The sequence below is a fragment of the Leptospira selangorensis genome, assembly GCF_004769405.1.
GTDB classification, from domain to species: domain Bacteria; phylum Spirochaetota; class Leptospiria; order Leptospirales; family Leptospiraceae; genus Leptospira_B; species Leptospira_B selangorensis.
Genome location: NZ_RQES01000016.1, coordinates 269,122 through 281,264 on the forward strand (window position 1 = coordinate 269,122; position 12,143 = coordinate 281,264).

At 40.0% G+C, this 12,143-nt stretch carries 15 protein-coding genes; 9 read left to right on the plus strand and 6 right to left on the minus strand.

The features are described 5' to 3' along the window. Positions 1 to 3 precede the first annotated feature (3 nt). Positions 4 to 1,332, minus strand: coding sequence for an MFS transporter (locus EHO58_RS11720; protein ID WP_135680034.1), 1,329 nt, complete (start codon positions 1,330 to 1,332; stop codon positions 4 to 6). Between the two features lie 49 nt (positions 1,333 to 1,381). After that, a complete protein-coding gene (gene thiL / locus EHO58_RS11725; RefSeq protein ID WP_135680035.1) occupies positions 1,382 to 2,302 on the minus strand; it encodes a thiamine-phosphate kinase in 921 nt (306 codons plus the stop codon). Between the two features lie 58 nt (positions 2,303 to 2,360). Between thiL and EHO58_RS11730 the strand changes: the two genes are divergently transcribed. Next, positions 2,361 to 3,005 carry a YceI family protein gene (locus EHO58_RS11730; RefSeq protein ID WP_135680036.1) on the plus strand — a complete coding sequence of 215 codons (645 nt, stop codon included), beginning with the start codon at positions 2,361 to 2,363 and terminating at the stop codon, positions 3,003 to 3,005. A gap of 59 nt (positions 3,006 to 3,064) precedes the next feature. Here the strand turns inward: EHO58_RS11730 and EHO58_RS11735 are convergent, their stop codons facing one another. Together EHO58_RS11735 and EHO58_RS11740 are read right to left on the minus strand one after the other, a co-directional pair. Continuing rightward, positions 3,065 to 3,622: a hypothetical protein gene (locus EHO58_RS11735; protein WP_244241149.1), complete on the minus strand. Its 558-nt coding sequence runs from the start codon at positions 3,620 to 3,622 to the stop codon at positions 3,065 to 3,067. A gap of 188 nt (positions 3,623 to 3,810) precedes the next feature. Next, positions 3,811 to 4,389, minus strand: coding sequence for a hypothetical protein (locus EHO58_RS11740; RefSeq protein WP_244241150.1), 579 nt, complete (start codon positions 4,387 to 4,389; stop codon positions 3,811 to 3,813). A gap of 179 nt (positions 4,390 to 4,568) precedes the next feature. On the opposite strand from EHO58_RS11740, the gene EHO58_RS11745 reads away from it, so the two are divergent. The 8 genes from EHO58_RS11745 (at position 4,569) to mpl17 (ending at position 10,912) form a co-directional block, all read left to right on the plus strand. After that, on the plus strand, positions 4,569 to 5,384 hold the full coding sequence (locus EHO58_RS11745) for an LA_0442/LA_0875 N-terminal domain-containing protein (protein WP_135680039.1): 816 nt from the start codon (positions 4,569 to 4,571) through the stop codon (positions 5,382 to 5,384). A gap of 67 nt (positions 5,385 to 5,451) precedes the next feature. After that, positions 5,452 to 5,901 (plus strand): 50S ribosomal protein L13, encoded by a 450-nt coding sequence (rplM, locus tag EHO58_RS11750; RefSeq protein ID WP_100724114.1) that lies wholly within the window; start codon positions 5,452 to 5,454, stop codon positions 5,899 to 5,901. A gap of 13 nt (positions 5,902 to 5,914) precedes the next feature. Beyond that, entirely contained in the window at positions 5,915 to 6,313 is a 399-nt protein-coding gene (rpsI, locus tag EHO58_RS11755) for a 30S ribosomal protein S9 (RefSeq protein ID WP_100724113.1), read from the plus strand. An 83-nt stretch (positions 6,314 to 6,396) separates the two neighbouring features. Next, positions 6,397 to 9,156: an alanine--tRNA ligase gene (gene alaS, locus EHO58_RS11760; RefSeq protein ID WP_135680040.1), complete on the plus strand. Its 2,760-nt coding sequence runs from the start codon at positions 6,397 to 6,399 to the stop codon at positions 9,154 to 9,156. A gap of 1 nt (position 9,157) precedes the next feature. After that, a complete protein-coding gene (locus tag EHO58_RS11765) occupies positions 9,158 to 9,652 on the plus strand; it encodes a YajQ family cyclic di-GMP-binding protein (RefSeq protein WP_135680041.1) in 495 nt (164 codons plus the stop codon). Positions 9,653 to 9,744: 92 nt separating this feature from the next. Then, positions 9,745 to 10,047, plus strand: a complete 303-nt coding sequence (locus EHO58_RS11770) for a type II toxin-antitoxin system HigB family toxin (RefSeq protein ID WP_135629250.1) — start codon at positions 9,745 to 9,747, stop codon at positions 10,045 to 10,047. Positions 10,048 to 10,068: 21 nt separating this feature from the next. Further along, positions 10,069 to 10,452: a helix-turn-helix domain-containing protein gene (locus EHO58_RS11775; protein WP_208728792.1), complete on the plus strand. Its 384-nt coding sequence runs from the start codon at positions 10,069 to 10,071 to the stop codon at positions 10,450 to 10,452. Between the two features lie 64 nt (positions 10,453 to 10,516). Then, the gene (gene mpl17 / locus EHO58_RS11780) at positions 10,517 to 10,912 is read left to right on the plus strand and encodes a cell surface protein MPL17 (RefSeq protein WP_135680042.1); all 396 of its coding nucleotides are present in this window, start codon (positions 10,517 to 10,519) and stop codon (positions 10,910 to 10,912) included. Positions 10,913 to 11,001: 89 nt separating this feature from the next. Here mpl17 and EHO58_RS11785 read toward each other — a convergent pair whose 3' ends face one another. Then, positions 11,002 to 11,421: a lipoprotein gene (locus tag EHO58_RS11785; RefSeq protein ID WP_135629252.1), complete on the minus strand. Its 420-nt coding sequence runs from the start codon at positions 11,419 to 11,421 to the stop codon at positions 11,002 to 11,004. A gap of 19 nt (positions 11,422 to 11,440) precedes the next feature. Further along, the gene (locus EHO58_RS11790) at positions 11,441 to 12,061 is read right to left on the minus strand and encodes a hypothetical protein (RefSeq protein WP_135629253.1); all 621 of its coding nucleotides are present in this window, start codon (positions 12,059 to 12,061) and stop codon (positions 11,441 to 11,443) included. Positions 12,062 to 12,143 lie beyond the last annotated feature (82 nt).

A 12,143-nucleotide genomic window follows, 5' to 3' on the forward strand; every position in this document is an offset into this window, starting at 1 on the left:
TCCCTAATGTTTGGGTTTCCAATTCCAAGTGAATGCAAGAAATATTATGGCTAAAATTGCGGATGCAAATATTATAAATATAGAATGTTCCCAGCGAAACCAAGGATAGGAGCTCATCCATCCCAATCCTTTGGAAAGAGCAGTCCTTCCTAAATAACCGAATAAACCTATAAATCCAGCTGCGGTTCCGACCGCTTTTTTAGAAGTGAAATCTAACCCTGCTACTCCGAGTAACATTACGGGTGGATAGATGAAAAATCCGACCACACCGAATAGTGTAAGGTCTGCCCATAAATATCCGGAAGGAACAAGTAATATTCCGAATAATGCAAATAGGATAGGGACCATGCAGACCAAGCTGACTAATCCTCTTTTCCCTCCAACCTTGTCTGAATACCAACCAACGAGCAACGTTGAGCCTATTCCCGCGAATTCATAGATTAAAGTGCTGATCCCTCCTTTTTCTAAACTTGCTCCTTTCGCAAATTTTAAATAAGAAGGCCCCCAATCCGTCAGGCTATACCGGACAATATATACAAAAAAATTCGCTATTGCAAAGACCCAGATGTACTTATTTAAAAGCACCAGATCTATAAAAATTTCCTTAAAGCTGAGTTCTCTTTCTGATTCTGAAACTTTTGCAGAATCAGTTTCCGTTCCTGAATATTCTTCAATGGAAGGAAGTCCAACAGATTGAGGGGTGTCCAATAATCTAAAATATAAATAGATTGCGGTTAAAAATGAAAGAGCGGCAGGAATATAAAATGCGTTTCTCCATCCGAACCAAGAGGCACTATAAGCTGCGATCACTCCTACGAGTCCGCCTCCTACATTATGCGCGATGTTCCAGACTGCGAACTTTTCCCCTCTTTCTTTAACGGAAAACCAATGCCCTAGGGATCTTCCACAAGGAGGCCATCCCATTCCTTGGAATAGACCGTTTAATCCCCATAAAATTAAATGTGTTTGGTAATCGGAGGAAGCTCCGAAACATATATTACAAATTCCTGTTAGAATAAGGCCCAAAGGCATAAAGATCTTAGGGTTACTTCTGTCGGATAATGCTCCCATCAGGAATTTTCCGATCCCATAAGAGATTGCAGTGATCGCTAAAATATTTCCTATCTGTTCTTGTGAATAGGAGAGTGCTTGGCCTATTTCTTTTGAAACTACCGGAAAATTGTTTCGGACGGTATAAAAGACGGAATATCCTAAGAATGTGGCTTCTAAAATTCTCCAACGAAACTTCGGATAAAGAGTTCGGATTTCTGACTCGGGGCGTAAAGGTTTATGGGGCTTTGGTAGGATCCAAGATAATAGACCGTTTCTCATCGATCAGGAAGAATGATCGTATATTGTCGGACGCACAAGTAGAATTTGATTAAAAATGTCTAAATCCTGATTCTTTAGGAGAGTAAGTTTTTCCTTCGTAAGAATATCTGACCTGAGGAGATTCACCTTCTTCTAAAGCGAAAACACTACCTATTTTTCGGATAGAGATCCCTTCCCAAGAAGAAGGCAATTCGTCGGGGGATAAAAATAGAAGTTCTAATTCTTCTCCGGATATTAAAACACCTTCTATCCCGATTGCTTCTTTTACTCCATTTTCAAAAGGAAGTTTGTCCAGATCCAGCTCTATCCCGACTCCGGAAGACTTTGCTAATTTGAATACGTCTTGTTTGAGCCCGTCTGTTAGATCCATTCCTGCATGTATTCTGTTTTTTGAATATAAGGAGCGACTTAAGTTTAGTCTGGATTTAGGTCTTAAATGCCTATCTAGGGCGATCTTTTTTACTTCTGGAGAAAGCGAAATATGGGCGCCTTCTAATATTTTATAACCTAAAAGGGAAGCGCCAATATGGCCGCTCAGGTATACATGATCTCCAGGTTTTCCACCCTTTCTGTCTACAGGAGAAGGAGATTTTCCTAATAGAGTTAAAGTTAAGTTTAACTCTTGGGTCCTATAAGTGTCTCCACCACATAGTTCTATCTCATAAGAGTTTAATGCATTCTTAAATGAATCGATAAACGGTTCTAAAAATTCTTTTCGATTGCAGGAAGGAGAAAGTCCAAAATTGAAAAATGCCTTTTGGGGTGTTCCGTTAGCCGCTGCTATATCCGATACGTTCACTTCTACCAATTTGTTTGCCAAATCTTCAGGACGACTCCAGTCCAAACGGAAATGAGTTCCTTCTACAATCGTATCCGTTGTGATTAAGTTTCCTTCTTTGTCCGAATAACAGTCGTTTTCCTGTTCTTTACCGGGAGGATATAAGGAGGAGATGAGTTCTTCTTCGTTCAAGCGCTTTCCAATATCTAAAAATCTTGACTTTGTTTTATTTCAACCCTAGTATAAGGCCATGAAATCACGTATAAATTCTTTTTATCAATCCGTACTGATTTTTTCAGTATTCTCCCTTGCAGGAAGTTTGCAATTCAATTCGTTATCCGCAGAAGCTTCTTGCAAATATTCCGTGAGCCAAGAAACAACCGGCCTTGAGTGGAAAGCTTTTAAATTCACTGAAAAAACAGGAGTTGCCGGCAAGTTCACTAAAGTAAGTATTTCAGGAGCTAAATCTTCGGCTAATGTTTCCGACGCGTTAAAAGGTTTAAAATTCTCTATCGATTCTTTGGATCTGGACAGTGGAAATGCGGAAAGAGATCCAAAGATCAAGGGAGCATTTTTCGGAAATCTGAAAAAGAGCGGAAAGATAGAAGGATCAGTATCTTCTGCAAAACTAGATGCAGATGGAAAATCAGGAACTGGAGTTGTTAAACTTGTTTGGAATGGAGTGAGTAAAGATGTTCCATTACAATTCACTTTGGTTGGAGAAGTTTTAGAAGCAAAAGGATCCTTGGACGTAAACAATTGGAATGCCGGTAAGGCTTTAACTGCATTGAATACAGTTTGTAGCGATCTTCATAAGAGCAAAGACGGTAAATCAGTTCTTTGGCCGGATGTAGAAATTACTATTAAATCAACTTTAAAGAAAGATTGTAAATAGAACTTGAAATGCGGGGTGAACGATTCACTCCGCATATTATAAATTTCAGATATTTTATCTCAGCCTCCGCCACCGCTTACCGGTCTATAACAAATACAAAATACTTTGTAAGCTTGGTCACAGCCTGCTGCAAATACACTATTCCACCCTACTGCAGACGCAAGAGGAGTTCCTACATATCCAGTAAAGGCATTTGAATTATCACTCCCGTCATTACAGGTAACGCCTGAAGCATAATTCCCATTTAAATCCCCATAGGTCCAGAAATCAGTGCTGCCCAAACCTGCTGCTTCTAAGGTCACGTGTAGATCTACGGTGAAAAAAGAAGCCAGATCGTCGGCGAGTATAGTGCCTGTGGGACCTCCTCTCATCGGTAAGTTCGTCGGAATATCAGTATAAAGAGAAGTTAAATTATTAGCAGATACAAGAAGCGTGGATACTAAAGGAGCCACGCTTTGACATCCTACATCTAAGATAGGAGCAAAGGCACGTTCTTGTTTACAAATGGTTGATAAACTAGAGTCCAAGTTACCTGCACCTAAAATGGATAAATTTCCACCATAGGAAGGGGTGGAGGAATATACATAGATCCCTTCCGGAGCAGAAATGAGACTCAACAGACTCGCGACAGGATTGCAGCTTCTATCCTGGTCCGAGCAGATTTTATCGGAAATACAACCGTTCGATAAAATACAAAAAAATAAAATAGCAAGAATACGAAGCTTCATCTAACCAAGGGTAAAACTTCGTTAATCCTTAGGCAAGAAATTATAACTTCTCTTATAGGCGAAAATCCTATACTTTATTAATAACAAATACAAAGAATAGGATGAGATTCAATACATGCAGGAGCTCCCGATAAGGGCCAGTTTGTAGTAACATCGGTAGGAGATCCAATGGCTCCTGTAGCCCCCGTATTCGTTCCTACAATACAATTGTCAGCAGAATTATAACCTCCTCCTCCGTTAGCAAATGTCCAAAACGTTTGGGAAGTAACGCCTGCTTGCTCAAAGGTTATAAATAATCCGGCAAATAGATTTGACCAAGTGTTAGCAATCAATTCTCCCCTTGCTCCTCTTATGGGGTAACTGGTATTGTCCGGAACACCATAGAGTGCGGGGAAATTATACATAACATTTGTAGAAGTAGAAACTAAAGGAAGAACATTCATACAACTTGGATTGATGATCGATGCAAACAAACGATTTGCGGTGCAGATATTATGAAGACTGTCATCGATAGTAGATCCATAGACTGCCAAATTTCCTTGGTAGGTTGTTTGAGTTGAATATAAGTATATCCCTTGAGGAGCGGAGATCATAGAATATATCTGTTCTTGAATACTACAATTTTTGTCCTGATCGGAACAAACTTTTGAGCTCATACAAGCGTTTGAAGAAAGAATGAGAAAGAAGAAGGACAGCTGAATAAAAAATTTCACCGCACGATTAAAAACCAAACCAGTTGTTTTTGCAAGAAATTTCCTGCTTCGCATAATACAAAGCTTAGCGAATTTCTCATTAAACTTGACTAAAATATCTGAAAGTATTTTATTCTGCCAAGATGCGCCCAAATCTTAAAGTCCGTTTTGCAATCTTTTTCCTATTGGCAATGGTTCTAACTCCAGGTTTGTTATTTGCCGATCAGACCATTCTTCTCCGCAAAGGTGGTAAGGTGATCGGTAACGTAGTAGGTCAAAATGAGAAGACGATCGTTGTTCAAACGGAATCGGGCAAACAGAACATCAGCAAAAGAGATATATTAAAAATTATTTATAAAGATATCACAAAAGAAGAAGAGAATCGCATTCGTAAGGAAGAAGAAAAAAAGGTCCAAGAAAACCCTCAAGTAGTTGAGGAGCCTATCCAAATCATCCCGCCTCCTACTTCTACAGGACCTAGTAGAAGTAGATGGAGCGCAGTATGGCGTTCTGCAATTCTACCTGGCTGGGGACAATGGTATACTGATAATAAACTGGAAGCAAAAATCACAGGCGGAGCATTCTTAGTTAGCCTTGGGTATGCAGGATATTCCAGATCCGAAGCGGAATCGGCAAAAAGTAAATATGATGATGCAGTCTCCAAAAGTAGCACCACCGGTGCTTATATCTACGGAGGCGGAATTGCAAACTTCTACCTTCTCACCGTAGTCCCTGGAGCAAGAGCAGATTATGAAACTTCCGTCCATGCATATAATACTTCCGTGTATGTATTGGGTGGAGTGTATTTAGCTCAATTGGTGCGTACTTATTTCCTGGGAAAATCCTGGGAGCAGGGGGCTTCTGCCAATCCGGTCGCTTGGACAGTCGTGCCTAGGCCTGATTGGTCTGCTGGTAGAATTGGATGGGGTGCAGAAGCAAGTTTTAGCCTCGGTTTCTAGGAATTTTGTCCGTATTTCCTTGACCCCTTAGGCCGGTACGCGAAATTGGCCAATACAGGACATACCCATGCCAATCGTATCTAAACCGCATAGAACTCCTTCCTTAAAAAAGGAACAAGCTAATAAAGCTTGGTACGTAGTCGACGCTGAAGGCAAAACCTTAGGTCGTCTCGCTTCGGAGATCGCTACTAGACTCCGCGGTAAACATAAGCCTACTTTTACTCCCAACGTTGATTGTGGAGATAATATTATCGTTATCAATGCTGCTAAGGTAGCTGTGACTGGAAATAAAGAGACTCAAAAAGAATATTTCCATCACTCTCGTTATCCGGGTGGTATGACAGCTACTACTCTCCAAAGTATGAGAGTTAAACAACCTGAAAAAATCCTGTATGAAGCAGTAAAGGGTATGCTTCCTAAAAGTAAACTCGGTGCTGAAATGTTAACTCATTTCAGAATTTTCCCAGGAACCGAGCATAATCTCGGCGCTCAAAAGCCGATCAAACTGGAACTCTAGGAGATATTAGAATATGGCAAGCGCCAAGGAAATCTGGGCAGTAGGTCGTCGTAAAAACGCAATCGCCCGCGTAAAATTAAAAGAAGGTTCCGGTAAGATTGTAATCAATGATAAAGATTACAAAGATTATCTGCAAAACAGCCGCTCTAATATCAAAGAAGCAATTACTGCTTTAACTCTGATGAACGTTGCTGAGAAGTTCGACCTTAAAGTAAACGTTTCCGGAGGAGGGATCATCGGACAAGTCGGAGCGATCCGTCACGCACTTGCAAGAGTGATCTGCCGTTATAATCCCGAGTTCAGAGCTACTGTTAAAAAAGAAGGCCTTCTGACTCGTGACCCACGTATGGTGGAACGTAAAAAATACGGTCTACACAAAGCACGTAGAGGAACTCAGTTCTCTAAACGTTAATCTACGCTTTTTAGATCTATTTTTGGGAATGCCTGAAGTTCTTGCCAGCAAGACCTCGGGCATTTTCTGTTTTAAGGGGTATCATGAATTTTAAAAAAGTTTCCGAAGTCCGCAAAATCTTTTTGGATTATTTTAAGGAGAAGGGGCACACAGTAGTTCCTTCTTCTTCTCTACTACCTGCGGGAGATCCTACACTTCTATTCACTACTGCCGGAATGGTGCAGTTTAAACCTTTATTTACCGGTGCAGTAGAACTTCCTTATACTAGAGCAACTTCCGCTCAAAAATGTTTGAGAACCACCGACCTGGAGAATGTAGGTAAAACCGAAAGACATTGTACATTCTTCGAAATGCTCGGAAACTTCAGCTTCGGAGATTATTTTAAAGAAGAAGCGATCGAATATGCATTAGATTGTTCCGTAAATCATCTAGGCTTTCCAAAAGAAAAACTTTGGATCACAGTATTCGAAAATGATGATGAAGCTGAGAAGATCTGGATCTCCAAGGGTATTCCAAAGGAGAGGATCACTCGCTTAGGTAAAAAAGATAATTTCTGGGGGCCTGCTGGAGATAGTGGAGCCTGTGGACCTTGTTCGGAATTATATTTGGACAGAGGGCCTGAAAAAGCTTTTCCGGACTGTGGAGTTAAATACGAGTGCAAACCAGGTTGCGATTGCGATCGTTTTTTAGAATTTTGGAATATAGTATTTAACCAATTCAACCAGGACACGGAAGGAAATCTTCATCCTCTTAAACAAACCGGTATCGATACAGGATCCGGATTAGAAAGGGTGGCTTTACTACTACAAGGAGTGGATTCGGTTTATGATACTGACGAACTTCGCGGAATTATTTCAGAAGTTGAAAAAATCTCAGGCAAAACCTATAACGAATCCACTAAAGTTCCTTTCAGAGTAATTACGGATCATATTCGTTCCGTTCTTTTTACCGTATCCGATGGGATTTATCCTGATAGAACCGGAAGGGGATATGTTATTCGACGTTTGATCCGTAGGGCTGTATTATTCGCTAGAAAACTAGATCTGAGAGAACCTTTCCTATACAAACTTGCAAAATCAGTATGTAATATTTATAAAGAAAGATATCCCGATCTAGAAAAACATATCTCTTCAGTAGAAAGAACACTTCTCGCAGAAGAGGAATTATTCCTAAAAACCTTAGAGATCGGTTTGGAAAAGATAGAAGTTCTTGTTTCCAAAACCAAATCGGAAGGTTCCAGCACGTTCTCCGGAAAAGATAGTTTCTTACTTTATGGAACTTACGGTTTTCCTGCGGAGATGACAGAAGAGATCGTCGCAGAGCATGGACTTTCATTCGACAAAAAAGGTTTCGAGGAAGAACTAGAGAAGGATAGACAATCTTCCCGCGAGACTTGGAAGGCAAACAAGGTTTCCTTATTCACAGGGATCAAAACCGATAAGACCCAATTTTTGGGTTATGATGTTTTAGAAGCAGAATCGGATCTTAAATTTATATTTTCGGATAATAAACAAGCTACTGTTCTCAAAGAAGGTGAGTCTGGAGTGTTGGTGTTTTCTTCCAGTCCATTCTATCCGGAAGGTGGGGGACAAGTTGGAGATATAGGATTTATCCGAAAAGACGGGTCAGTCTTCAAGGTTTTAGATACCCAAAAAGAAAATGATATTATTCTTCATATAGGAACCGTTCTCTCCGGAAGTTTTTCCGCAGGAGACAAAGCGGTTCTTGAGGTGGAGAAGGAAAGAAGAGAAAGACTGAAATTCCATCACTCCGGAACTCACTTATTAAATGGTGCTCTCAGACAACTTCTTGGGAATCATGTTCTCCAAAAAGGATCCATTGTTTCTCCTGAATATCTGCGCTTCGACTTCTCCCATCCAAGTCCATTAAGTGTAGAAGAAATTCGTAATATAGAATCCTGGGTAAACGAAAGTATCGTCCGTCATATCCCTGTAGATACCAAAGTTTTACCGATCGAAGAAGCTAAAAAAACCGGAGCGGTTGCTGCATTCGATGAAAAATACGGAGATAGCGTAAGAGTTCTACAAATGGGAGATCGCTCCTTGGAATTCTGCGGTGGAACCCACGTAGTTAATACCGGAGATATCGGATACTTCTTCATTAAAAAAGAATCCAGCCCAGGTGCCGGAAATAGAAGGATAGAAGCAGTGGCAGGCCCACTAGTTGTGGAAACCTTCCAGAATAGATTTGCAGAATTAACGGAATCGGTCCAAAATCTAAATCTAAAGATCAAGGACGAGTTAGGAGCAGAAGGGGCAGCACTTTCTATCAAGACCATAATCCCAGGGCCGGATGAGATCAGATCTTTGTTCGAATCTAAAGGTGCGGATGCAGTAGTTTCTCTCAGAGACCTTTCCGAGAAACTGTCCTTAGAATTGGAAGAAGCCCAATCCAAGTTCTTAAAAGAAAAGAAGAATAGAGAATCCAGGGATTTCGAAAATAATCCGGAAGTGATCGCGAAAGTATTCGAAAATTCTAAAGTGATCGGATCCGCTAAAATTGTTTCTGCGATCTTCGAGTCCAAGGATGCAAAAGCATTAAAAGGGCTTTCTGATAATATCAAAGTCAGGGAAAAAGAAATAGTGGCCATTCTTGCCAGTAAAAACGCGGAAGATGCGAGTATAGTAATTACTTGTTCTTCTTCTTTGGTTGGAAAGATCCACTGTGGAGAACTCGTAAAAACTGCCTGTGAAATTTTAGGCGGGAAGGGCGGCGGAAAACCGGACATGGCCCAAGGCGGAGGAAAGGAAGTTTCCAAAGTAGAAGAAGCAGTTAGATCCGCATTAGAAAAAGCAAGTTCCAGTTTGAACGGGGGAAAATAAGATGAGCGATCCATCATTCGATGTTGTTTCCGAGATAGATAGACCTGAATTACAAAACGCTGTTACTCAAGCGATCGCAGAGATCAAGAATAGATTCGACTTTAAGGGTTCCAAGTCGGAGATCAAACTGGAAGAGGAAAATTTAACTCTTATTTCGGACAACGAAGCAAAATTGGAAAGTGTGATCGATGTTCTTATCAATAAGATGGCGAAAAGAGGACTCGGTCTTAAGTCATTCGATTTCAAATCCAAATTGGAACCTGCGACCGGTAATACTGTTCGGATGAAAGTGAAAATTCGTAACGGTCTTGAAAAAGAACAGACCAAAGAGATTACTAAGATCGTAAAAGATTCTAAACTGAAAGTGATCCCGACTATTATGGGAAATTGTGTCAGGATCCAAGGAAAGAAGAAGGATGAACTTCAGGAAATCATGAGACTCCTAAAATCTGCAGACCTTCCTTTTGATGTTCAATTCCAAAATTTTAAGGGATAAAAGTTTTTCCCGGTAATCAATATTCCGGGACGATCACCTTTTTCTATAATTTTTTAGTTCCAAATTTTGGAACCAACCTGTATAATATCTTCATGCGGAGAAACAGGATTATTTCCAGGGCGACTTTGGTGGAATTCTGGAAAAAACATCCTAACGCGAAAATTCCTTTATCCGCCTGGTACGAAGAAGCTAAAAAATCTCTTTGGAACGAGCCCAAGACAATTAAGGAACGATATAGGTCGGCAGATTTTCTTCCGGGTAGCAGAGTTGTTTTTAATGTGGGAGGGAATAATTACAGGATTATCGTAAAAATGGAATATAGGTTTGGAGGGGTATTTATCCGATTTGTCGGGACTCATTCCGAATATGATAGGATAGATGCGGAAACGATTTAGACATCTTGTAAGGATTTTATTATGACAAATGCGATTAAAATACAACCGGTAATCTCTAAAACCGATCATAAGTCCGCTTTAAAGCGGATCGAAGCATTGATGGACCAGAAAAAAAAATCCAGAGAAGAAGAAATTGAATTAGAAACGCTTTTCGTTCTAGTTAGCAATTACGAAGAGAAACATATTTTGATCTTTCCTCCGGATCCAATTGACGCGATCCGATTTAGAATGGAGCAACAAGGCCTTACACAAAAGGATCTTTCTAAAATTTTAGGTTCTAAACATAGAGCTTCCGAATATTTGAATAAAAAGATCCCTCTTTCTATTGAAGCGATCCGGAAGTTGAATGATTCGTTGGGAATTTCAGGTGATATTCTAATCCAAAAATACACTACGAAAAGATGAACGGTTTTTTTATTTTCAAGGGACTTGACAAAACATTCGGCAAGAAGAAGGGTCTAATTTAAGTATGAAACGTTTTACATTTCTCGCAATTATTTCAATTTTTCTGATCTCTGGACTTTCTGCAGAAGAAGAAAATCCGATCAAATTCAAGATAGAAAGATCCTCTCCTTCTGTTTATCTTTTGAAAGTTACGTATCCTGAAAATTTCGGAGTCCAAAAAGAGGCTCCACATCGAATCTTACTGAATGCTGGATCCGGATTAAAAGTAGTCTCTGCGGATCTAAAACTGAAAGGTAAAACTTCTACGCGCAAAAAAGAATATTTCGAATCAGTAGAACCTATGCAGGTAAAATTAGAGGGAAAAGGTGAATTGGAAATTCACGCGAAAATTTTCTACTGTGATTATAATAGGAATATCTGTATTCCTGGAAAGATATTACAAAAAGAAACTATACAATAATCGAATAGAGTTCTTAAAAAGAAAAAGCGGCCGAGAGCCGCTTTTTTTATGTAAAAAGGTTTGTTGGAGTTCCTACAAGCGAAGTCTCGTTACTTCTTAATCTCTATTTTTAGATCCGGTTGGGATACATGAAATAGATAATATGTCTTCCCGTTGATCGGCTTGGAGACTTTTACAAACTTACCTTTAGTATCTACTAGTTCCTTCAGGAATTTGCGGTCGGTGGGGCGGAATGAGTCTCCCTTCTCCGCTATAAAAAGATTTAAGGCTCTTTTTTTAGCTAGATCCAAAGCTTCGTTTTCATTACCATCTAAGGATGATACAACAACTTGGTAAGTAGAAGAGCTGATAAAACCTTCGGTAGCTTTTACGAATTGGTCGTCTTCGGTTGGAGCAGATTCTTGGACCACATTCTTAGGAGTTTCTTTTTTAGGTTCTTCCGTTTGGGGTGTTTTACATACGGAAATGAGAGAAATGATCAGTAATGCGAAAATCGTTTTTGTATACATAGATCGTTAGATTCCTTTGTTATGGAATTATTTTTGATTCTAAGGTTCGCTTAAGTAAATCCGCATCTACAACTCTAAAAACAAATATGCAGCTCTTAGGGTCGCTATAATCTTCTCTGTATAAGAACAGTTTATCCAAAAGCCAAGCGAAAGAAGCTCGGTAGGTTAAATAATCAGCATTTACGATTTCCGTCTTCTTCTTTTCTTTTTTTTCTTCCGGAGAATCGTCCTCTACCGGGGATTGTACGTTTTGGGTAGCGATAGAAGCAGCACCCATAGGAGAATTGGATTTGGTCCGAACTGCTTGGGGCGGTCCGGGAAGTGGTTCATACTTGGGAACTGTAGAATTGACCCCGACTCCGATCCAAGTTTTTCTTTCTTCCGAGATCTGAGCTAATAGTAAGTTCACGGACATCTCATCTCTTTTGCGGATGGCTCTTGCCTTACAATCTTCTCTCAATGTTAGGATAGGTTTTTCTTGGTTCGGGACTGGAACTGTCACAACTACTTGGAAATAATCATGAGAGATAAAACCTGAATCGCTTAGATTATCCCAAACCTTTCTTCTGTATTCCGGGTCTGCAGGTTCACAATACCCTAAAAAAAATGTCAGGAATAAGACCGATGAAACCCGCAACATAGTTCCTAGTTTAAAGCTCCCCTCTACAAAAACCAGCGGGATTTTTTCCCGGTATCTTCTGGACAACATAACTTTTAGAGGA